This is a genomic window from Nodosilinea sp. LEGE 06152 (assembly GCF_015207525.1).
Classification (GTDB): domain Bacteria; phylum Cyanobacteriota; class Cyanobacteriia; order Phormidesmidales; family Phormidesmidaceae; genus Nodosilinea.
Genome location: NZ_JADEWR010000004.1, coordinates 55,625 through 76,902, shown reverse-complemented (window position 1 = coordinate 76,902; position 21,278 = coordinate 55,625). Strand labels below are relative to the sequence as shown.

The following is a 21,278-nucleotide window of genomic DNA, read 5'->3' as shown; positions in this document are numbered from 1 at the left end:
GGGTGGTAGGCGTATTGTCCATAAAAAGTGCTGGATAACACCCTAGATCCAGGGCTTATTCGCGTTTATCAATACCAGTACCTCAATCCCCACTTAATCAATTAGGAGAGCGATTCTCCTCGCGCATTTCCACTACGGTTGACACTGAGCGTCTGTACCAGTACTGTTTTACGTTAAGCCGTTCGACCCGAGCGGTTGACCTACAGAACTCGAAAACTTTAGCGCTGCCTGAAGGTGTTTGCACCACCAACAGACAGCTAACCCCGCAAATCTCGACAGCAGATTGCGAGGCTAGGTTCATGGTACCCTAGCCCCCTCAGTTTGCACGGCAAGCGCGGGTGGCTAGGGTTTTCGCGTTCTGTTTTCCTCAAACCCAAAAAGGAACACAGAACCGATGTTTGAATATCTTGAGTCTGACGCCAGCGGTGCGTCTAACCTTCCGCCGTCTGCATCTGGCAAATCTCAGCCCCGCCCCGAACGGGTGCGCCACATGCTCTACGGCAGCCTAGCCGCCATCGATCGCACCATCAAAATCCTCCACACCTACGGCTACGCCGACCCCAACGATTGGTCAGAGCCTATGCCCGCTCCGCTGAGCGGTGTCGTTGGCGAAGTCTCCCCGGAGGGGATGCCCCGGTCGTCGAGCGGAGTCGAGACGCGGTCGTCGAGCGGAGTCGAGACGTGGATGGCGATACTGACCAAAACCATACTGGTTGAGTAGCTTTTTGCCAAGAAACCGGGTGCCTGCTGTTTCTCCCAAAACTGAGCTACAAGCAGCAGGCACCCGGTTTCTAATCGCAACTTGGCACAGCGAGGACGATCAGGTTTGGCTATAGACTCTGCGCAACCCTAAAGAGTTTTCCCCTCAAGAATCTCCTGGGCAGTTACCCGCAGCTGAGGAAAAACCCTTGACTCAACGGTTTCCTGATTGCGACAGCGCAGGGGAGAGCTGTATTCGCCATCGACCAGATGGTAGATCGAGACTAAAGGTCGTTTGGGGCTGCCTATGTAGCGGGCTGCGCCGAGAGCCTGGGGGTCAACCAGCCAATATTCAAGAATACCTTTGGCTTCGTACTCTGCCAGTTTGTGCAGGTAGTCATCGGCAACGGAGCTAGGGCTGACGATTTCAACCGCTAAAATAGCCGCCACCTGCAAAATGGCGGTACTCTCCCCCGCATCTTGGATAGCCGCCACGGGAACGACCATAACGTCAGGTAAACGAGAAGTCTCCTCATCGACCCGCTGCCCAGCGCCCTGCAGCGCGATCCAATCCTCACCGGTTGCTTCAATAGCGGCGGTAAATATACGTTCTAGGTAGCGCGCAATCAGCAGATGTTTCCAAGTTGGTGGTGTCATTGCAACCAGCTGTCCCCTGACCAGTTCGTAGCGGGTATCGGTGCCATCGGCATAGGCCAGATAGTCAGCAAAGGTAAGGGTGGAGGGCTTGGTTTGAACCATGGTGCTAAGTAGTCAGAGATCCGCCAAAACCTAAATCTAAACTTCCCTACGATCGCTTGCCGATCAGCTGGTCGCGCAGCGATTTGATGCGATCGCGAAACTTAGCCGCCTCCTCAAAGTCGAGGTTTTTGGCGGCCTCTTTCATCTGCTTTTCAAACTGGCCGATCAGCTCAGGAATGTCTTCCAGGGGCAGCTCTTCCTTGTGCTCGTAGACCTCCTCCAGCTCGTGGGCGTTGAGGCGGCGCGACACTTCGAGGAACGACAGAATCGAGTTGCTGTTGCGGCGAATAATTGAGGTGGGGGTAATGCCGTTGGCCTCGTTGTGGGCGGTTTGAATAGCGCGGCGGCGCTCGGTTTCGCTGATGGCTTTGGCCATGCTGTCGGTGAGGTTGTCGGCGTAGAGAATGGCCTGGCCCTGCACGTGGCGGGCGGCGCGGCCAATAGTCTGAATCAGCGATCGTTCCGCCCGCAAAAACCCTTCTTTATCGGCATCCAGAATCGCCACCAGGGAAACCTCCGGCAAGTCCAGCCCCTCCCGCAGCAGGTTGACCCCCACCAGCACGTCGTACAAGCCCTCGCGCAGGTCTTGAATAATCTCAATCCGCTCGATTGAGTGGATTTCGGAGTGCAGGTAGCGCACCCGCACGCCGTGCTCCTCAAAGTATTCGGTCAAGTCTTCGGCCATGCGCTTGGTCAGGGTGGTGATCAGCACCCGCTCCTGCTTGGCCGCCCGCTCGCGCACTTCGCCCAGCAGGTCGTCGATCTGGCCCTCGGTGGGACGCACAAAAATCTCGGGGTCGAGCACCCCAGTGGGGCGAATGATCTGCTCGACCACTTTGCCGCCGGAGATCTCCATCTCCCAGTTGCCGGGGGTGGCCGAGACAAAAACGCACTGGTTCACTTTTTCCCAAAATTCTTCGGCTTTTAGGGGGCGGTTGTCGGCGGCGCTGGGGAGGCGAAAGCCGTGGTCGATCAGCACCATTTTGCGGCTGCGATCGCCGTTGTACATGCCGTGAATCTGCGGGATGGTGACGTGGGATTCGTCGATCACCAGCAGCCAGTCTTTAGGGAAGTAGTCGAGCAGACACTCTGGCGGTGCCCCGGCTTTCCGACCGGCCAGGTGGCGGGCGTAGTTTTCCACGCCGTTGCAGTAGCCCACTTCGCGGATCATCTCCAGGTCGTAGCGGGTGCGCTGCTCTAGCCGCTGGGCCTCCAGCAGTTTGCCCTCTTTCTCTAGCTCCGCTAAACGCTCTAGCAGCTCGTCTTTAATGGCCTGGCAGGCTTCCTCAATGCGATCGTCGGGGGTGACAAAGTGCTTGGCGGGGTAAATGCTCAGCCCCTCCATGCTCTGTAGCGTGGCCCCAGTGATTGGGTCAACGTAGCGCACGGCGTCGATTTCGTCGCCAAAAAATTCCACCCGAATGATGCGGTCTTCGTAGGCGGGGCCGATCTCCAACACGTCGCCCTTGACCCGAAACTTGCCCCGGCCCAGGTCGAGGTCATTGCGCTCATACTGAATCGAGGCCAGATCGCGCAGCACCTGGCGCTGGTTCACCTCCATACCCACGTGCAGCGGAATCGACGCCTTCAGGTATTCCGACGGAATGCCCAGGCCGTAGATGCAGCTAATCGAGGCGACCACAATTACGTCGCGGCGCTCAAACAGCGATCGCGTCGCCGAGTGGCGCAACATGTCGATCTCGTCGTTGATCGAGGCGGTTTTGGCAATGTAGGTGTCGGTGGTGGGAATGTAGGCCTCGGGCTGGTAGTAGTCGTAATAGCTAATGAAGTACTCGACGGCGTTGTCGGGGAAAAACTCGCGCAGCTCGTTGCAGAGCTGCGCCGCCAGGGTTTTGTTGTGGGCCAGCACCAGGGTGGGCTTGCCAATGTTGTTGACCACACGGGCGATGGTGTGAGTTTTACCTGTGCCCGTGGCCCCCAGCAGGGTTTGGTACTTGGTGTTGTCTTGCAGAAACTTGGTTAGGCCCGCGATCGCCTTCGGCTGGTCTCCCGTGGGTTCAAAGGGAGCCTGAATGTTGAAGTCGCCCATAGGTCAACGGTACAAAGACACTACTACGCCTCTTTAATAATGACTGATTTTGCCCCAGATGGTGGTTACGGCCATTACCCAACTGGGCTGTCTGGGTGGGTATTGTAGCCAGCGGGCGATCGCCCCTAGCGCCTGCATTCGTGACCCTCAGGCCTGGGCAAATCGCTCAGTACTGTTTTGCCCCTGGGCTGAGGCTGGGGCTATAGCGACGGTCAGTTCCACTAAAATGGGCTGAGGCTCTGTCGCTGAGAATTCGTTTGCGAACTGTGTTGCGAACCGTTGTTGCCACCCGCTACGTCACTCCCCTGCGGGAGGGAGGCTCTCTTCCGGCCATTGTAGAAGCTGACGATGACGGCATGTATGTGCTGAAGTTTCGGGGTGCCGGTCAGGGGGGCAAGTCTCTGATCGCCGAACTCGTGGCTGGAGAAATTGCTCGGGCCGTCGGCCTGCTGGTGCCCGAAATTGTCTTGATCGAAGTCGATGCCGAACTGGCCCGCACCGAACCCGATCCTGAAATTCAAGATTTGATTCGAGCCAGTGTGGGCCTCAACCTGGCCCTCGACTACCTGCCCAGCTCCATCACCTTTGACCCCGTTGCCCAACAGCCCGATGCCGCCCTGGCCTCGGCCATTGTCTGGCTCGACGCCTACGTCACCAATATCGATCGCACCGCCCGCAACACCAATATGCTGATGTGGCACCGCCGCCTCTGGTTAATTGATCACGGCGTTGCCCTCTACTTTCACCACAACTGGAGCAACTACTTAGAGCGCAGCCGCACCCCCTTCCCCGGCATCAAAGATCACGTCTTGCTGCGGTTTGCCAGTCAACTACCAGAGGTCGATGCCACCATGACGGCTCAGCTAACGCCAGACGTCATCACGCACATCGTCAACCTAATTCCAGAGTCCTGGCTGCTGGAGGGCTCTCCGTTTACAAACAGCCAACACCATCGCGAGGCTTATATTGAGTATCTGCTGAAGCGGCTAGAGCCACCCCACGCTTTTTTAGAGGAGGCCATTCGTGCACGATCACGTCACCTATGATTACGCCATCATTCGTGTGGTGCCTAAGGTTGAGCGAGAGGAATTTGTCAACGTTGGTGCGATCGTCTCATGCGCCACCCGCAAATTTCTCGAAGCGCGAATTGAACTCAATCCGCAACGGCTGCTTGCCCTTGACCCCTCCCTAGATTTAGAAACAGTCAAAGGTCATTTAGATACCATTCCGATCATTTGCGCTGGCAAAACCCAGGCCGGCCCCATTGGTCAACTGCCCCAGCGAGAACGGTTTGACTGGCTGGTGGCCCCTCGCAGCACGATCATTCAGACCTCACGGGTGCATACCGGCCTGTGTAGAGATTTACCGGCTGTGATCGAACACCTGCTGGCGACTATGGTGCGTCCGCTCCCGTGCCCCCTAGGGGAACGGGTAAAGAGTTGACGACCTGTCTTTTGACAACGTCTTTGCGCATCGGGCATGGTAGCTAGGTTTGCTGCCACTGGGCAAAGGCGCTGGTATGAATACCTCGAAACAGACTGAAGAGCAGGTTTTACAAACGGCATCGTCTGGCAATCGGTTTTACCGCACGGTGTGGCGCTGGCACTTTTACGCCGGGCTGTTTGTGATTCCCTTCATGGTGGTTCTGGCCGCGACGGGCATTATCTATCTCTTCAAGCCCCAGCTCGATGCGGCTATGTACAGCAACCTTCTGTTTGTGCAGCCCGACTCAGCTACGCTGTCCTACGTAGAGCAGATCCAGTCCGTCGAAAATGCGTATCCCGCCGCCGTGATTACTCAGGTTACGCCGCCTGCTGCCGCAGATCGAAGTAGTGAAGTGCTGCTGACCACGGCGGATGAACGGAACCTGATGGTGTTCGTCAATCCTTACAGCGGAGAGGTTTTGGGCGATCGCGATGAAGACCATAACCTCCAGGCGATCGCCCGCAAAATCCACGGTGAGCTACTGATTGGTCGGCTGGGCGACTACTTAGTCGAGCTAGCCGCCTGCTGGGGGTTAGTGCTGCTGGCAACCGGGCTTTACCTGTGGTGGCCCCGCCAGAAGTTTGCCGTGCTGGGCACGTTAATCCCTCGGCTCTGGAGCCAGAACAAACGGATATTTTGGCGAGACCTCCATGCCGTACCCGGCTTTTATGGCGTTCTTTTGATCGGGTTTTTGATTCTTACCGGCTTGCCCTGGACCGGTTTTTGGGGCGACACCTTTGCCCAGGTGTGGGGCCAGTTCCCCGCCCAAATGTGGGACGACATTCCCCAGTCTGCTATGTTGACCGGCTCCTTGAACCAGCGGGGCCAGGTGGTGCCCTGGGCCGTAGAACAGTTGCCCGTGCCCCAGTCTGCGCCCTCAGGCCATAATGATCATTCAGGTCACCAGGCCGCCACATCGGTTCAGAGCGGCCTGCCCCCCAGCCCCCCCATCAGCCTTGATGCTGCGATCGCCCTAGCCCAGGCCAAAGGCGCACCTCCCGGCTTTAGCGTAACGCTACCGGAAGGCGAGACCGGAGTGTTTACCGTTTCGGCCTTCCCCCCCGATCCGACCCAGGAAGTGACTCTGCATATTGATCAGTACAGCGGGGCCGTGCTGGCCGACGTGCGCTGGCAAGATTATGGTCTGGTTCCCAAGGCCGTGGAGATGGGCACCGCCATTCACATGGGGAGATATTTTGGTTTCGCCAATCAGCTGCTCATGCTGGTGGCGGCGTTAACTGTAATGCTGCTGGCCATCACTGGAGTGGTGATGTGGTGGCAGCGTCGGCCCCAAGGCTCTGGGCTAATCGGAGCCCCCAACCTGCCCCCCTACGTACAGAACTGGCGCATTCCCTTAGCCATTGTTGCGGTGCTGGGGCTGGTGTTTCCCTTGGTGGGTCTTTCGCTGGTGGTGGTGCTGCTGTTAGATTACGCTGTGCTCAGTCGCATTCCTGCACTCAGGCGCATTTTTGGCTGAGCTTGGCACGGTGCAGTGCTTCGCGCTGGCGGGGCTAGCGTAATGCCTCTACGCGGATTCCCAAAAATTTAAGCTTGACGGACCCCTAGGGCGTAGATAGCTCGGTAAATAATGATTAGGATGGTTACCTAACCGGCAATGAGCCAGTCATCATAAATGTTCTAGTGGTAGGACTATGGCAATCTGCTTCTTCACCGTACAAAACCATTCACACTGCACTCTGTGAGCCATAGTTCGTGAGCCATAGTGTGTGAGCCATAGTGAGACGTGAACGGTGGCAGAGAAACCTGTAGGGCTTAACACTGCGAGTGTGCTAGTTCAGCGAGTGACTTCAATTTTTAGGCAGCCTGCTTCGGTCTGGTCTGATCGCTATACGCTTTCGCTGAAATCATATTTAATTCTGCTGGTAGTCGGAACGCTACTGCCGGTCGGGGCGTTTGCTGGGGCCGTTGTGATTGGGCTGTCGCAGCAGCAGCAGGGAGTAGCCGAGCGGCGCATGCTGCGAGAGGCCCGTAACTTAGCCTCAACCGTAGACCGCGAATTTTCTACTACAACCCGAACTCTGCAGGCCCTGGCGGCCTCTGATCATCTCTATGACGGCGACCTGGAGAGCTTTTATAGCGATACCCAGCGCATGGCCGAGACCCAGTTGACCTGGCTAACAGTTCTTTTGCTGTCGCCCGATGGGCAACAGCTGTTGAACAGCAATCACCCGCTGGGCGTACCACTGCCTGCTGTCAACGAACCCGGTAGTTTGCAACAGCTGGTGGCAACGCGCCAGCCTGTCGTTGGCGATCTGCGTCGGGGAAAGCTGGACAACAATCTGGCCTTTCCAATTCGGGTTCCTGTCCTTCGGGATGGGGGGTTGCGCTATGTCTTGACTGCAGTCATCACCCCAGAGGCGCTGGCCACTGTGATTGAGAACCAGCAGCCGGTGGAAGGTGAATGGGCGCGCACCATTGTTGATGGCCAAGGCGTTGTGGTGACGCGCACGCTCAGTCCCCAGCGGTTTGTGGGGCAGCGGGGCACGCCGTCTTTTCTAGAGCGAATTAGCGAAGCCAGCGAGGGCGTCTATCCCGGTCGAACCCTGGAGGGCGTGGAGGTCTATGTGGCCTTTAGCCGCATTGGCAACACCCCCTGGACGGCGGCGGTCACCGTGCCTGCAGACGATATTCAAGGCCCGGCCCGCAGAGCTATGGGGCTGGTGGTGGGATCGGGGCTGGCGCTGCTGTTGGTGAGCGGCACGGGGGCTTTTTTGCTGTCGCGGCAGCTTTCCCGCAGCATTGCTTCGGCAGCCCGGGCGGCTGAGGCTTTGGCCAACGATGAGCACCCCCACGTGCGTTTGCTGTCAATTAAAGAACTGGTGCTGCTGGGGCGATCGCTGGAGCTAGCGGCCGATCTGCTGTCGCAGCGCGATCGCGAGCGGGCAGAACACCTGCGCCAGGCCCAGGTAGCCCAAGCGGAGGCCGAGCACGCCAATCGACTTAAGGACGAATTTTTAGCCGTGCTGTCCCACGAGCTGCGCACTCCCCTAAACCCTATTTTGGGCTGGGCCAGCCTGTTGCGCAACGGCACCCTAAGTGCTGAAAAGACAGCCTTTGCCCTAGAAACCATCGAGCGCAACGCCAAACTCCAGACGCAGCTGATTGAAGACCTGCTGGACGTGACCCGCATTATGCAGGGCAAGGTGAGGCTGACCCTGGTTCCGGTTGATCTGAGGGGCATTGTTGCCGCCGCCTTAGAGACGGTACGGCTGACCGCAGAGGCAAAATCTATCCACATACAAACGGTGTATGAACCCAACCTGGGGCAAGTTTTGGGCGACTCTACTCGCCTACAGCAGGTGATTTGGAACCTGCTGAGCAACGCGGTTAAGTTTACCGATCGCGGCGGGCAGGTGATGGTGACTGTGTCGCAGGTGGGGGCTCAGGCCCAGGTGCAGGTGAGCGATACCGGCAAGGGCATTCATCCTACATTTCTGCCCCACGTGTTTGACTATTTTCGCCAGGAAGACGGCACCACCACCCGCAAGTTTGGCGGCCTGGGGCTGGGGCTTGCGATCGTGCAAAACCTGGTCGAGCTGCACAGTGGCACCGTCGCCGCCGACAGTTCCGGCGCGGGCCAGGGGGCTACATTTACGGTGCGCCTGCCGCTGCTGCAGGGGTAGGGCGATAGGCGACAGGCGATCGCCGCTCTCTGCCTTCTATCTTCCGGTAGATTGGCGCGGCATAGCAGACGCTATAGAGTTTGAGTCGGTGTCATGGGCGATCGCCCTATGTCTTCGGATCTAACCCCGTCGTTTTCGTCGCGCTCGCTGCCCCGGCAGCAGCCGGAGATTGGCCAGCTTATCCGCGACCTGCGGCAGGCTGTGGGGTCTACCCAGGAGCAGTTTGCCGTTGCTCTGGGGGTGAGCTTTAGTACCCTCAACCGCTGGGAAAACGGGCACATGCAGCCGTCTCCCCTGGCGCTGCGCCAGGTGGAAAGTGTAATTGCTGACCTGAGCCAGTCTGCCAAGCTGCCTGGCGGCAGCGAAGCGCTCTTAGCCAAGTATGGATGCCTAGGCAGCTAACCTCTTCTATGGCTAACTCCGATTCCCATAGCGCTCCAGAACCGACCCAGGCGGAGGATCTGCCCCGGACCCGCATCCAGACTCGCACCATTTTGATCGTCGATCACGATGCTGCCCGCGCCAGCGCCTACGGCTACCTGCTACAGTCGGCGGCTGGGAGCTACCGTATTTTAACCGAGCGCTCTGACCGCTCTGTGGTGGATCTGTGCCAGAGCCAGGGGGTAGACGGCATCATTCTAGAAACCCAGACTGTTGGCGGGGGCAACGTTGAGCTGATCGATCGCCTCCGAAGCCAGCTCGATCGCTGCCCGCCAACCATTGTGATTGGCGACAATGATGTCAACCTGGCCAAACGGGCGCTGCGGGCGGGGGCGACCGATTACCTAGTGCGCGAGCAGGTGACGGCTGAGACGCTCGCGATCGCCCTGGAGACGGCCATGCCCCTGAACCAGGAATGTGCAGGCCTGCGGCAGCAGCTCCAGACCGCCGAAGCGGCCCTGACTGACAGCCGCGATGAACTCGACTGGCGATCGCAGATCTTTGACGCGGTGCTCTCAACCATCTCCGATTTTGTCTATCTTTTCGACCGCCAGGGCCGCTTTGTGTTTGTCAACCAGCCTCTGCTCGACCTCTGGGGCCTAACCCTAACCGAGGCCGTCGGCAAAAATTTCTTTGAACTCAACTATCCCAACGCCCTGGCCGCCAAACATCAGCGAGAGATCGAGCACGTTTTTGTTACGGGCGAAACGGTAAAAGATGAGTCGGTTTATGTCAGCCCCAGGGGCGTCAGCGGCATTTACGAATACATTTTTACCCCGCTGCTGAGCCCTACAGGTGTGGTCACATCTGTCGCAGGTTCGACCCGCGACATTACCAGCCGTAAGCTGGCCGAAGCGGCCCTGCGAGAATCGGAAGAAAAATACCGCACGCTGTTTACCTCAATTGAGCAGGGCTATTTTCTAGTCGATGTCATTTTCGACGAAAACGATCGGGCGGTAGATATTGTCTGCGTAGAAACCAATGCAGCGGCGATCGAAATTGTTGGCGAAGACTTTACCGGGCGGCAGCTCAGCCAAATCAGCCTCATTCACGAGCCCCGCTGGTACAACATTTTTGGGCAGGTGGTGCGCACGGGCAAGGGCGAGCGTTTAGAGGAATACGCCGAGCTCAATCAAAAGTGGTACGACTTTTACCTGTCTAAGGTTGGCGATGCAGACAGCCGCCGCGTTGCGGTCATTTTTCAAAACATTACCAGGCGCAAACGCCGCGAAGCCAATGCCGCTTTTTTGAGCGATATTGCCGCAGATTTTGCCCGACTGTCGGCGGCGGATGAAATTATGCAGACTGTTGGTGCCAAAATTGGTGCCTACCTAAATCTGTCGGTCTGTGCCTTTGCCGAAATCGATGCCGCCGGGGAAAACGCGGTAATCGATTATGCCTGGCATCGGCCCGAGGCGCACGACGTGGTTGGTGTCTATCGCCTCTCGGAGTTTGTGACCGACGAATTTTTGCGGGCGGTTCGAAATCAGGAAACTGTTGTGGTTAGCAACACGCAGGCCGACCCGCGCACGGTGGCTGAGAATTATGCTGCCCTCAACATTCACGCGTTTGTGAGCGTGCCTTTCCATAAAGATGGGGAGTGGAGATTTTTGCTCAACATCTATGACTCCTACCCTCGCCACTGGCACTCCGACGAACTTCATTTGATTCAGGAATTGTCGAATCAAATCTTTCCACGCCTAGAGCGGGTGCGTATGGAAGCGGCTCTGCAAGAAAGCGAAGAACGCTTTCGGCTTTCCACCTACGCCGTCGATGGCGTGGTCTACGACTGGAATCTGCAAACGGGGGAGGCCTACCGCTCGGAGGGGCTCTATCGCTTAATGGGTATTCATCCTGAGGATGTCTCGTCGGCTAAAGACTGGTGGGTGACCCGCATTCACCCTGAGGATGTGGTCGGCCTTGAGGTGAAGATGGCCTCTGTGCTGGAGGGCGGCAGCGATCGCTACGAATTTGAGTATCGCGTGCGCCACGCCGACGGCCACTGGCTCAACGTTTGGGATCGCGGCTACCTAATTCAAAATCCGCAGGGGCAGGTGGTGCGGGTGGTGGGCTCGACCACCGACATTACCAGCCGCAAGCAGGCCGAGCAGGAGCGCGAACAGCTGCTGGCCCGCGAGCGCACCGCCCGCGAACAGGCCGAAGCCGCCAACCGCATCAAAGACGAGTTTTTGGCCGTGGTGTCGCACGAACTCCGGTCGCCCCTCAACCCCATTTTGGGGTGGTCGAAGCTGCTGCGCACTCGCCAGCTCAATCAGCAAAAGCGAGAGTACGCCCTGGAGGTGATCGAGCGCAATGCTCAAATTCAGGCCCAGCTGATCAACGACCTGCTGGATGTGTCTCGCATTTTGCGCGGCAAGCTGAGCCTTGACAAGACCGGCGTCGATTTGGGGGCGACCGTTCGAGCTGCCTTAGAAACCGTACAGCTGGCCGTAGAGGCCAAAGCAATTCAGATCGTCACCCAGCTTGACCCAGCCTTTCGGCTGGTTTCGGGCGATGCCGACCGACTTCAGCAGGTGGTGTGGAACCTGCTGTCGAACGCAGTGAAGTTCACCCCAGAGGGGGGGCGTGTTGAGGTGCGGCTCGAATACCTCGACCCCTATGCCCAGATCACAATTGCCGACACGGGCAAGGGCATTCACCCCAGCTTTTTGCCCCACGTGTTCGATCGCTTTCGGCAAGAAGATGCCACCACCACCCGCCAGTTTGGCGGCCTGGGGCTGGGGCTAGCCCTGGTGCGCTACTTGGTCGAGCTGCACGGCGGCCAGGTGCAGGCCGCCAGCCTGGGTGAAGGTCAGGGGGCCACCTTTACGGTCAAACTGCCCCTGCTGCCGCTAGATCAGTCCGTCGAGCGATCGCCCCAGGCCCCTCAGCCCTCGATCGACCTCAACGGTACCCGAATTTTGGTGGTCGATGACGACAACACTACCCGCGAGTTCATTGCCTTTTTTCTAGAGCTTCAGGGGGCCGAGGTAATCGCCGCCGCCAGCGCTGGCGAGGCGATCGCGGTGCTCACCCGGTTTAGGCCAGACATTATGCTGAGCGATATTGGTATGCCCGAAATGGATGGCTACATGCTGATGCGCCAGGTGCGCTCGCTCTCAATGGAGCAGGGCGGGCGAGTCCCTGCGATCGCGCTGACTGCCTACGCTGGCGAGATCGACCACCAGCAGGCGATCGCCGCTGGGTTTCAAAAGCACATTACCAAGCCCGTCGAGCCAGACCAGCTAATTGAGGCGATCGCCGCCCTGGTCAAAGCCCACCCTTAACCCTGGGGGTGTACCGCCAGGGCTGGGCAGGCGGGCCAACCGAACCCGCTATAATCGGCCCATCCTTCTGACGGGTACATGCTATGGCTCAGGTGTTGGGTATGCCGTTTTCTGCTGGCCTGGGGCTGCTGGTAGCTGGGGGCGCGGTCGGAGTTGGAATTTGGCAACGGTGGGCCAAGCAGCAGCGCTACAAGTCGCTGCGATCGCTCCCCTCTCCCCCCCGGCACTGGCTGCTGGGGCACATTCCGCCTCTGCTGGCGGCGGTCAAAAATCGACAGCTATTTCAAATTTTGTTTGACTGGTCGCAAGAATTTGGCCCCCGGTATGTGTACTGGGTGGGCTACCCAGTGGTGGTGCTCAGCCAGGCCAGGCTAATCGATAGCACCATTGTGCAGGGCACCCGCGACGGCAGCCTGGTGCGCACTGGCCAGTCGCAGCGCGCCTGGAACGATCTGATGGGGCCAATCATGATCGGTCAGGATGGGGCCGAGTGGCAGTGGCGGCGCAAAGCCTGGAACCCGGAGTTTAGCTCCAGCGGCGTCAACCACTATCTGGCTCTGGTCAACCAGGCCTGCCACCAGACGCTGGCCCAGCTTCAAACCACCCCACCGGGGGAACCCGTCCCCGTCGATCCGCTGTTTGTGGAGCTGACCATGCGGGTGATTGCGGGCCTGGTCTTGGGTATTCCCATCGACCCCAACCAGCCCAGCCCCGAAGGCCCACCCCTCGACATTGAGCCCACCTACAACGCCATGTCGGTGTTGACCTATCGGTTTTTGCGGGTGGCCGTCGGCGAAAAGCCCTGGCAAAAGTATCTGCCCACCCAAGCCGCCAAAGACTACTGGGCCGCCCGGCGCCACTTTGAAACCGCCCTAGAATCTCGTATCGACCTGGCCCTGCAGCTGCGCGACAACCCCGCCGCCCAGGCCCAAACCAGCCCCCTGTTTCAGCAGTCGATGCTGGTCAAAATTGCCGCCAAAGAACCCCGCTATACCCGCGCCACTCTGCTGCCCGAAATTGTTGAAATGCTGATCGCTGGTACCGATACCACCGCCCACACCCTCTCCTTTGCCGTGGGCCAACTGGCGCTCAACCCCGAGGTGTTCGAGAAAGCGCAGGCCGCGGTCGATCGCGTATTTGACCACGACGGCACCCTAACCCTGGCCAGCCTCAAGCAGCTGAGCTACCTACAAGGGGTAATTAAAGAAACCCTGCGGCTCTATTCGGTGGCATCGGGCACGACATCGCTACAGACAACCCGAGACATCGTGGTCGATGGCCTGGCGGTACCCGCCGGAACCCGCCTGTTTTGGTCCATGCTGGGAGCTGGCCGCGACCCCGATGCCTACCCCCAGCCCGATCGCTTTTGGCCCGATCGTTGGCTGAGCGACGATCGCCAGTCGCCAGCCCCACCGATGATTGATTTTGGCTCTGGCCCCCACCGCTGCCTGGGCGAACACCTGGCCATGCTGGAATCGACCCTGATGCTGGCCCAAATGCTGCGGCACTTTAGCTGGGAGCTGGTAAACGGGCGATCGTCGCTGGAGAACTTAAAGCAGAATTTGCTGATCTACCCGGTAGATCGCATGCCAATCTACTTACGGCCCCGCCAGGTGTAGGTTTTGGGTTCATGGCTTCAAGGGCCGTGTGCAGCGCTGTCGTGGTGATCGCTCCTTCTGTCCATCGAGTTTGTTTGGTAGCGAATGCTATGGCCCAGCACATCAAAATGCGATCGCACAAATCAGCGTTGCTGCAACATTAGACGGAATGGCAGTCACACATCAACTCAACACCTTGCCTTACGGAATTGAGATCGATCGGCATCAGCTTGCCATGTTGTTTTCAAGTGACGATCGGACGATGGTTGAGTTACAAACCTCTGAAGTTTCTGTTACAAACAAAGGGTGTAACGTGCCTACCGATGGACCCTCGCTGAGGTTTCGTTTTTGGTACTACCGCACAGTGAAAAATAGGAAAAAGGCCATTTAAGGCAGAAGTACTGCTCGATACTACATTGATGACATGGATGTTCTGGCTCGCTCCACCCCACTGCTTAAACTTGCCCTGCTCAATAAATATAGGGAGACTCGATTGCAGGAGCACTGTCGGTCGCGACCAAACCCTGATAAATTGAGGCTGCGACTTCAGCACGGGTCGCGGCGCGATTGGGATCGAGAAAATCAATGTTGGGATAGTTTACGGTGAGGTTGCGGAAGGTCGCCGCCGCCACGCCATCATCGGCATAAAAAGGAATTGAATCGTAGTCGCGGAAGCCACCCGTCACGCTGGCATTGGTTCCACTCGGCTCAAATTGTAAACCGCTTGCCAGAGCAACTAAAACCTGAGCGCGGGGCATGGGTTGCGATGGGTTAAAAACACCGCCAGGATAGCCCCTAAGAAAGCCTTCAGTGTAAGCAGCTTGGATGGCATCTGCGGCCCAATAGCTGCTGGGCACATCACCAAAACGAACGGCACTGCGAACGGTCGGGCGATCGAATGCTTGAGCCACTAGAACCGCAAACTGAGCGCGGGTAACTGGATCATTGGGACGAAAGCTACCGTCGACAAAGCCTCGAATCACACCGCGATCGGCAAGTGCTTGAATGAACTGTGCTGCCCAATAGTCTGGCGGTACATCTGAAAAAGTAGCTTGCGCTTGCGCCGGAAGTTGTCCCACCAGTGTGGCCAGCATCGCAACGGTCAGGCTAGAACACATTAATCGAACAAATTTGCTAGAGAACTCAGCTTTCATAGACATAAAAGATTAATCGATAGTGAGATGAAAAAGAGTCGGGCGCGGTGCAATCGAACACTAACGACCACTATCAGTAGTCGCAAAAGTCTCAAAATTGTTTGCCAGTGTCACGGCCTAGCACCAGCTTCCAGAAGCTAGATACCGCCTCTCTTGGTAGAAGCCGAGGCAGCGTAGCAAGAATGGGATTAATCAGGCCGCCAGGAATTACTATTGACTCTCGTTTGTCAAATGCTGTTAGGGCATCTCGTACAACTGTCTCAACCGGCGTATCAACTTTTGCAGCCACATCAACCAAAAACGCCGGGAAACCGGCATCCTCAAAAAACTTATTGCCAGCTGGTCCTGGGCAAACGGCTAGCACATGCACTCCGTAGCTGCGATTCTCTGCCCACAACGCTTCGCTAAAGCTAAGAGTAAATGCCTTTGTTGCCGCGTAGATCGAGAAGTAGGGCATAGACTGAAACGCTGCCACCGAAGATAAATTAATTACCCCTCCAGTTCGGCGCTGCCGCATTCCGGGTAAAAAGCGATGGGTTAGATCTACAGTGGTTGCGATGTTGAGCTGCACCATTTTAAGCTGAAGATCGCGATCGCTTTCGGCAAAATCACCGTAATCTCCAATACCAACATTGTTTACCAATAAGTCAATCGCCCGCCCAAGCTGCTGCACCGTTTGAAACAGTGTTTCTGTAGCGTCGGCTGCCGTCAAATCTTGGGCAATAATGTCTACTTGAGTTTGGTACTGATGACGGAGTGAATCGGCAAGGGCCTGTAACTTGTCCTCTGAGCGAGCAACTAGCACAAGATCGGTTCGTCGCGCTGCTAATTGTTGGGCAAATGCTGCACCAATGCCAGCAGAGGCTCCGGTAATCAAGGCTGTTGTCATGCCATCTCACAGGTTCGCTTTACTAGAACATGCTGGGTTAAATTCATAGTTTCTGCATCACTCCGGAGAATGATTGCAGCAGTAATCAAGGGAGTAGTGATACGGTAGTCGTGTCTAACTACTAGGTTGCAGCGAACAGGCAACAACCCAACGCCCATAGCTTTACCCGGCACTAAGCAATCACTACTTACAGGTAACAGGCAGTCTAATAACGTCCATGTATAACCCACCACCGAGAGCTTTCGTCTGCGATACAAAGTCTACCTCGGCGGGTGATGGCAACATTATGCCGCTCAGTTTGTCGATTAGACCAGTGCTTCAATAAGGCTCATCTGGCGTCTTCTCGTCCTCTCAATCCAAAAAGCGTAATAATTTCAATAAAACAGCAGTTCCAAGTAGATAATAGAGTAACTGCCAAAACGACAAAGAAGGGGAACTTTCTTTTCTAGTTCAAAGTCTGGCTTGCTTAGTTCTCAATGCCATTTTATCGGGGGATGATTCATGGCTCTGAAGCATCTGGTGTCCGTGATGCTGGGTCTTGCTACGGTATCGATAGGTACAGTGGCCAATGCCCAAGCGGCTTCAACAGACCCTACCCTTGCCGTAGACCGCGCCGAGTGGGTTGATTCTGCAGTACAAGCCACTTCTAGAGATAATCTGGCTCAAGAAATCGCCCAATTGGCGGTAGAGCGGGTTCTTTTAGGAGTGAGGTTCACCCAAGATCATCCTATAGTTGAACAACTCAATCAGCGGCAACAAGGTCTTGAGGCTCGCTTTGCAGAACTGTATCCAAACGATCAAGACTTACTCGATGCAGCTACCGCTAGTGTTATAGAATCCAAACTCGCTGAGACTGAGTTGCTATACACAGCCAACCAAAGCAAGTACGTGGACGAACATCCCATACAGCAGCGTTTGAAGGCTGAGATTGAAGCTTTGCGCCAGCACCTATATGCCCTGCTATAGCTAATAGGCAGGTGTTTCAGCTTGATTCGGCTTTGAGTATTGATGCTACCTAGAGTTAGCGCTGTTGCCCCGACAGCACTCTTAAAATCCGTTGACTCAAAAGCGATAGATGGTATGGCTGCTCAGTTAACTTGCGATCGCGGGTGATGTCTCCCTCTGCTAGATGCCACCCGCGATCGCCCTTAGCTCTCACGATATAATCCTCTCGCTATTGCCAGGAAGCGCGTCATGATCTTTGACCACGTGGGCTTCTATGTCAGCGACTTTGAGGCCAGCAAAGCATTCTACCTACAGGCCCTCGCGCCCCTGGGCATTGGCGTTGTTGCCGAAGGCGAAGGCTAGGCCATGCTTGGCAAAGACGGCAAAGGCCAGTTTTGGTTTGGCTCCTTTGGTCAAAGTCCTGGCCCCATTCATCTCGCCTTTGCCGCCGAAAATCGCGACCAGGTGCGGCAGTTTTACGCCGCTGCGATCGCCGCTGGTGGCCAAGACAACGGTGCGCCCGGTATTCGCGAGCAGTACCACCCCCACTACTACGGTGCTTTTGTAATTGGGCCAGATGGCCACAACATTGAGGCGGTTTGCCACCGGCCCGAGGCCTAAAATTAGTCGGGCTAGAGTATTGGTACAGTGTGGCTAAAAACCCGGTTTCTTCGTCGCTGCTCTAACGGCATGACTAGCTTTTTGGGCCAGAAACCGGGCTTCTGTACGGCGTTCTAGGGGTGGGTCGCCCTCAAACCTCCAGCTCTTGAGCCGTGCCGCAGTGGCGGCAGTAGGGCAAATATTTGTAGGTGGCTTGGTGGCAGTGGTGGCACTCCACATCCTGGTGGTAGCCGCAGTGGGGGCAGTGGGCGTCGCCCCGGCGCAGCTTTTTGGCGCAGCGAATGCACTTGTGGTTTTGCACCCGCCCCGCCACCTGCAGCCGGGGGTTGAGCACCACCTTTTGAAAGAATTTGATAATGCCGTAGCCGATTAGCGGCACCAGCAAAATATACAGGTAGTTAATTAGAAACAGCAGACCCCCCAGCAGCGCCACCACCACCTGAGACAGCCAGCTAAACAGCGCCCCAAACTGCAGCACCTCAAACAGCTTAATCACCAAAGGAATGCAGAAGATCACCAGCAGGTGCCAGCTCTGCAACGCCACCAGCCCATAGCCGCGCCGCTCGGCAAAGCGGTAGACGGCCCAGGCCAACCCCACTAGGGGCAGCAAAAACAAGCTCTGAAACAGCAGTTGCACCGTGGGGTACCAAAACGAGGCCCGCTGATACTGGCGATCGAGCGGTTGAAACTGCGCGTCGTTGTTGAGCAGGGTGAGAAACTGCTGGCTGGCCTGGGTCTGGGTGAGCTGGGTTTGCAGGTCACTCTGCTGCTGCTTCAACTGCGCCAGGCTAGCGTTGTTGCGATCGAGAATGGCGCGGGCCTGCCTGGCTTCCACCTGGTTGATCGACTGCTCGGGCGGCTGCCCAGCAATTTGCTCTAGCAGGGTCGAGTCGTACTGGCTGCGAATGGTCTGGTTTTCCTGCTCTAGGGCGGCGATAGACTCTTGCACCTGAGCGAGGCTGGCCAAAATCTGGCGATTTTCGGTGGTGTCGAGGCCGTCGGCGGTGGCGGCATAGTCGAGACAAACCGGAGACACCTCGCCCAGGTGGCCCTCGGCCAAATTGCGGTAGTTGGTGGCCCAGCTAAACTCTGGCTCGCTTTCAAACCGAATGCTGCTGCGCAGAATGTCGTAGTTGCGGTTCCCCTGGGTTTGGGCGCGGTAGCCCGCCCAGGGCTCGTGGCAGGGGTGGGCCTGGTAGGGGCTGAGGGGCCAGCGGCTGATGTCGCTGAGGCCGCTAAACACGTTGAAGAGAATGAACAGGTCAATCAGAATGATCACCGCCAAACTGGCCCGGTTAACGGGTTCATTGTTGACGGTGCGAGCTTGCCTAAAAAAGCGACGAAACTGCCGCCGAACTCGATTGACCATATCCCTGGCTCCAAAAGCGTGATGCTACCGACTGTAGCCTCGGCTCAGTCCAGGGCTAATGGCCGTCGTCCAGTTTCCAGTTCTGGCCTGCGGCTGACGGAAAAATTATGCTGGTTGCCGGTGGATAGGTTTAACCCTGAAGAGCCTGGTCGAGGTCGGCGATCAGATTGTCCACCTGCTCTAGGCCGATGGAGAGGCGCAGCAGGTTGGGGGCGGTTTGAGTGCCTTTTTCAATCGAGGCGCGGTGTTCTATGGTGCTGTGGGGGCTGCCAAAGCTGGTGGCGCGGGCAATCAGGTGAGTTTTGGCGGCCACGGCCATGGCGGTTTCCTGGTCGCCCTTGACCAAAAACGACAGCAACCCCCCAAACCCCTGCATTTGCTGCTGGGCAATGGCGTGGCCGGGGTGACCCGGCAGCCCAGGGTAGAGCACCTGTTCGACGGCGGGGTGCTGAACCAGCCAGGTAGCGATGGTCTGAGCGGCCTGGGTCTGGGCACGCACCCGCAGCGGCAGAGTTTGCAGACCGCGCAGGGTGAGCCAGCAATCGAAGGGCGAGGGCACCACGCCGCCAATGGTCTGCACCAGCCGCAGCTGCTCAAACAGTGGGTTTAGCTCGCGGGTGACCACCGCGCCGCCAATCACATCGCCGTGGCCCGCCAGGTACTTGGTGGTGGCATGAATAACAAAGTCGGCCCCCAGCGCCAGCGGGGTTTGCAGCACCGGGGAGGCGATCGTGTTGTCGCAGGCCAGGTAGGCGTTGGCCTGGTGGGCCAGATCTGCGATCGCGCGAATGTCAGTCACCGCCAGCTGCGGATTCGACGGCGTTTCGATCAGCACCAGGCGGGTGTTGGGGCGCAGCGCCTCGGCCACCGCCGCCAGGTCGGTGGTATCCACCAGGGTATAGCTCAGCCCCCAGGGAGCAAAAATTTGGCTCAGCATCTGCTGCACACCAAAGTAAACACTCTGGGGCGCAATCACGTGGTCGCTGGGTCCAAGCGCCTGCAGCAGGCTAAAGGTGGCGGCCGAGCCAGAGGCAAAGGTGACGGTGTCGGCCCCTTGCTCCAGGTCAGTGAGAGCCTTTTCAAGGGCATCGCGGTTGGGGTTACCGCTGCGGCCATAGACGTAGCCCCTGGGATAGCTGCCGTCGGCGTCGCGCTCAAAAGTGGTCGAGAGGTGAATGGGGGCAGTCAGCGCTCCGGTGGCGGAGTCAATACCCCGACCGCTGTGGATGGCCTGGGTATCGGCAGAGAAGGACATGGCTTCGGGAGACATAAAATGATGGGAAATGACATTCTCCTGATTGTAGAAGCGATGTTTGAGGCATCGCCCCAGACGATTCCCGCTTAGAAAGGCTTCGCCAGCGCACCAAACCCGCTCCCCCATCCGGGCACCCTAACCCTACTCTCCTCCCTCAACCCCCTGACCCATCCACCCTCCCACCCATCTACCCATCCACCCATCCATGGACGCCCTCATCACCTCTGCCCTCGTCTTCCTCTTCGGCTCTGCCGTGGGCAGCTTTCTCAATGTGGTGATCTACCGGGTACCGGCGGGGCTGTCGCTGCTGCACCCCCCCTCGCGCTGCCCCAAGTGCCACACCCAGCTCAAACCCTACGACAATGTGCCGGTGCTGGGCTGGCTCTGGCTGCGGGGCCGCTGCCGCTACTGCCGCACCCCAATTTCGCCCCGCTACCCGCTGATCGAGGCGTTTACGGGAGCGCTGTTTTTAGCGACATTCTGGCTGCTGGGGCTGGGCTGGGCCACGGTGGGCTACTGGCTGCTGCTGAGCTGGCTGGTGGCCCTCACCTTTATCGATATCGACACGCTGACGCTGCCCAACGTGCTCACCGGGTCGGGGCTGCTGCTCGGCCTGGCGGTCAAGTTTGCCCTACCGATCTTACAAGGGGAACCCTGGCCCAATCCGATTCTGGGACTCTTAGGCGGCATTATTGGCGCAGTCTTGGGCATCTGGCTGTTTGATTTAATTACCCTATTTGCCTCGGCGGCCCTGGGGCAGACAGCCATGGGCGGCGGCGATGCCAAACTGGCGGCCATGCTGGGAGCCTGGCTGGGCTGGCAGGGGGTATTGCTGAGCGGGTTCTTGGCCTGCCTGGTGGGGGCAGCGGTGGGGGGCGGCGCGATCGCCCTCAAGCTGATCAGCCGTCGTCAGCCGATGCCCTTTGGCCCGTTTCTTGCGATCGGCGCGGTGATCACGGTGTTCTGGGGCGAGGCGATTATTGGTGCCTACCGATCGCTGTTTTTCCCCGTGCTGTAATTTGCCGAGAGAATGCCCCGAAAGGATGCTGTACCCGTCTTTTAGAATGGGTAAATCGTAGCCG

The 21,278-nt window shown here is 57.7% G+C and carries 16 protein-coding genes and 3 pseudogenes; 13 read left to right on the top strand and 6 right to left on the bottom strand.

Annotated elements, in window-relative coordinates; all coding sequences use genetic code 11:
• Positions 1 to 394 precede the first annotated feature (394 nt).
• A complete protein-coding gene (locus IQ265_RS07600) occupies positions 395 to 721 on the top strand; it encodes a hypothetical protein (RefSeq protein WP_194052126.1) in 327 nt (108 codons plus the stop codon).
• 128 nt (positions 722 to 849) lie between these two features.
• On the opposite strand, the gene IQ265_RS07595 is transcribed toward IQ265_RS07600, so the two are convergent.
• Together IQ265_RS07595 and uvrB are read right to left on the bottom strand one after the other, a co-directional pair.
• Entirely contained in the window at positions 850 to 1,458 is a 609-nt protein-coding gene (locus IQ265_RS07595; protein WP_194052124.1) for a Uma2 family endonuclease, read from the bottom strand.
• A gap of 46 nt (positions 1,459 to 1,504) precedes the next feature.
• Positions 1,505 to 3,508 carry an excinuclease ABC subunit UvrB gene (uvrB, locus tag IQ265_RS07590; protein WP_194052122.1) on the bottom strand — a complete coding sequence of 668 codons (2,004 nt, stop codon included), beginning with the start codon at positions 3,506 to 3,508 and terminating at the stop codon, positions 1,505 to 1,507.
• A gap of 61 nt (positions 3,509 to 3,569) precedes the next feature.
• On the opposite strand from uvrB, the gene IQ265_RS07585 reads away from it, so the two are divergent.
• The 9 genes and pseudogenes from IQ265_RS07585 (at position 3,570) to IQ265_RS07550 (ending at position 13,984) form a co-directional block, all read left to right on the top strand.
• Positions 3,570 to 3,743 carry a hypothetical protein gene (locus IQ265_RS07585; protein ID WP_194052120.1) on the top strand — a complete coding sequence of 58 codons (174 nt, stop codon included), beginning with the start codon at positions 3,570 to 3,572 and terminating at the stop codon, positions 3,741 to 3,743.
• 34 nt (positions 3,744 to 3,777) lie between these two features.
• A complete protein-coding gene (locus IQ265_RS07580) occupies positions 3,778 to 4,554 on the top strand; it encodes a HipA family kinase (RefSeq protein WP_194052623.1) in 777 nt (258 codons plus the stop codon).
• Positions 4,532 to 4,951 (top strand): DUF3037 domain-containing protein, encoded by a 420-nt coding sequence (locus tag IQ265_RS07575; RefSeq protein WP_194052118.1) that lies wholly within the window; start codon positions 4,532 to 4,534, stop codon positions 4,949 to 4,951. Before IQ265_RS07580 ends, IQ265_RS07575 begins: the two co-directional genes overlap by 23 nt.
• 76 nt (positions 4,952 to 5,027) lie before the next feature.
• Positions 5,028 to 6,470 carry a PepSY domain-containing protein gene (locus IQ265_RS07570; protein ID WP_194052116.1) on the top strand — a complete coding sequence of 481 codons (1,443 nt, stop codon included), beginning with the start codon at positions 5,028 to 5,030 and terminating at the stop codon, positions 6,468 to 6,470.
• Positions 6,471 to 6,744: 274 nt separating this feature from the next.
• Positions 6,745 to 7,611: pseudogene (locus IQ265_RS29870) on the top strand (cache domain-containing protein); the annotation flags it as partial.
• A gap of 264 nt (positions 7,612 to 7,875) precedes the next feature.
• Positions 7,876 to 8,628, top strand: a pseudogene (locus tag IQ265_RS29865) (HAMP domain-containing sensor histidine kinase); the annotation flags it as partial.
• A gap of 117 nt (positions 8,629 to 8,745) precedes the next feature.
• Positions 8,746 to 9,039, top strand: coding sequence for a helix-turn-helix transcriptional regulator (locus IQ265_RS07560; protein WP_194052114.1), 294 nt, complete (start codon positions 8,746 to 8,748; stop codon positions 9,037 to 9,039).
• Between the two features lie 8 nt (positions 9,040 to 9,047).
• The gene (locus IQ265_RS07555) at positions 9,048 to 12,365 is read left to right on the top strand and encodes a response regulator (protein WP_194052112.1); all 3,318 of its coding nucleotides are present in this window, start codon (positions 9,048 to 9,050) and stop codon (positions 12,363 to 12,365) included.
• Positions 12,366 to 12,448: 83 nt separating this feature from the next.
• On the top strand, positions 12,449 to 13,984 hold the full coding sequence (locus IQ265_RS07550; RefSeq protein WP_194052110.1) for a cytochrome P450: 1,536 nt from the start codon (positions 12,449 to 12,451) through the stop codon (positions 13,982 to 13,984).
• Positions 13,985 to 14,433: 449 nt separating this feature from the next.
• Here IQ265_RS07550 and IQ265_RS07545 read toward each other — a convergent pair whose 3' ends face one another.
• Together IQ265_RS07545 and IQ265_RS07540 are read right to left on the bottom strand one after the other, a co-directional pair.
• The gene (locus IQ265_RS07545; RefSeq protein ID WP_194052108.1) at positions 14,434 to 15,117 is read right to left on the bottom strand and encodes an S-layer homology domain-containing protein; all 684 of its coding nucleotides are present in this window, start codon (positions 15,115 to 15,117) and stop codon (positions 14,434 to 14,436) included.
• A 91-nt stretch (positions 15,118 to 15,208) separates the two neighbouring features.
• Positions 15,209 to 16,006 (bottom strand): SDR family oxidoreductase, encoded by a 798-nt coding sequence (locus tag IQ265_RS07540; RefSeq protein ID WP_194052106.1) that lies wholly within the window; start codon positions 16,004 to 16,006, stop codon positions 15,209 to 15,211.
• Between the two features lie 501 nt (positions 16,007 to 16,507).
• Here IQ265_RS07540 and IQ265_RS07535 point away from each other — a divergent pair.
• Positions 16,508 to 16,972, top strand: coding sequence for a hypothetical protein (locus IQ265_RS07535; protein WP_194052104.1), 465 nt, complete (start codon positions 16,508 to 16,510; stop codon positions 16,970 to 16,972).
• Between the two features lie 231 nt (positions 16,973 to 17,203).
• Positions 17,204 to 17,572, top strand: a pseudogene (locus tag IQ265_RS07530) (VOC family protein).
• A gap of 130 nt (positions 17,573 to 17,702) precedes the next feature.
• On the opposite strand, the gene IQ265_RS07525 reads toward IQ265_RS07530, so the two are convergent.
• Together IQ265_RS07525 and IQ265_RS07520 are read right to left on the bottom strand one after the other, a co-directional pair.
• Positions 17,703 to 18,941 (bottom strand): hypothetical protein, encoded by a 1,239-nt coding sequence (locus IQ265_RS07525; protein WP_194052102.1) that lies wholly within the window; start codon positions 18,939 to 18,941, stop codon positions 17,703 to 17,705.
• 130 nt (positions 18,942 to 19,071) lie between these two features.
• Positions 19,072 to 20,196: an aminotransferase class V-fold PLP-dependent enzyme gene (locus IQ265_RS07520; RefSeq protein WP_228037695.1), complete on the bottom strand. Its 1,125-nt coding sequence runs from the start codon at positions 20,194 to 20,196 to the stop codon at positions 19,072 to 19,074.
• A gap of 205 nt (positions 20,197 to 20,401) precedes the next feature.
• Here IQ265_RS07520 and IQ265_RS07515 point away from each other — a divergent pair, with 205 nt between their 5' ends.
• Complete coding sequence (locus IQ265_RS07515; RefSeq protein WP_194052099.1) at positions 20,402 to 21,214, top strand: A24 family peptidase; 813 nt, start codon at positions 20,402 to 20,404, stop codon at positions 21,212 to 21,214.
• Positions 21,215 to 21,278: the final 64 nt, after the last annotated feature.

Coding starts and splice junctions, on each gene's coding strand:
- IQ265_RS07600 (WP_194052126.1), top strand. CDS start 395: ATGTTTGAATATCTTGAGTCTGACGCCAGCGGTGCGTCTAACCTTCCG.
- IQ265_RS07595 (WP_194052124.1), bottom strand. CDS start 1,458: ATGGTTCAAACCAAGCCCTCCACCCTTACCTTTGCTGACTATCTGGCC.
- uvrB (WP_194052122.1), bottom strand. CDS start 3,508: ATGGGCGACTTCAACATTCAGGCTCCCTTTGAACCCACGGGAGACCAG.
- IQ265_RS07570 (WP_194052116.1), top strand. CDS start 5,028: ATGAATACCTCGAAACAGACTGAAGAGCAGGTTTTACAAACGGCATCG.
- IQ265_RS07560 (WP_194052114.1), top strand. CDS start 8,746: ATGTCTTCGGATCTAACCCCGTCGTTTTCGTCGCGCTCGCTGCCCCGG.
- IQ265_RS07555 (WP_194052112.1), top strand. CDS start 9,048: ATGGCTAACTCCGATTCCCATAGCGCTCCAGAACCGACCCAGGCGGAG.
- IQ265_RS07550 (WP_194052110.1), top strand. CDS start 12,449: ATGGCTCAGGTGTTGGGTATGCCGTTTTCTGCTGGCCTGGGGCTGCTG.
- IQ265_RS07545 (WP_194052108.1), bottom strand. CDS start 15,117: ATGAAAGCTGAGTTCTCTAGCAAATTTGTTCGATTAATGTGTTCTAGC.
- IQ265_RS07540 (WP_194052106.1), bottom strand. CDS start 16,006: ATGACAACAGCCTTGATTACCGGAGCCTCTGCTGGCATTGGTGCAGCA.
- IQ265_RS07535 (WP_194052104.1), top strand. CDS start 16,508: ATGGCTCTGAAGCATCTGGTGTCCGTGATGCTGGGTCTTGCTACGGTA.
- IQ265_RS07525 (WP_194052102.1), bottom strand. CDS start 18,941: ATGGTCAATCGAGTTCGGCGGCAGTTTCGTCGCTTTTTTAGGCAAGCT.
- IQ265_RS07520 (WP_228037695.1), bottom strand. CDS start 20,196: ATGTCCTTCTCTGCCGATACCCAGGCCATCCACAGCGGTCGGGGTATT.
- IQ265_RS07515 (WP_194052099.1), top strand. CDS start 20,402: ATGGACGCCCTCATCACCTCTGCCCTCGTCTTCCTCTTCGGCTCTGCC.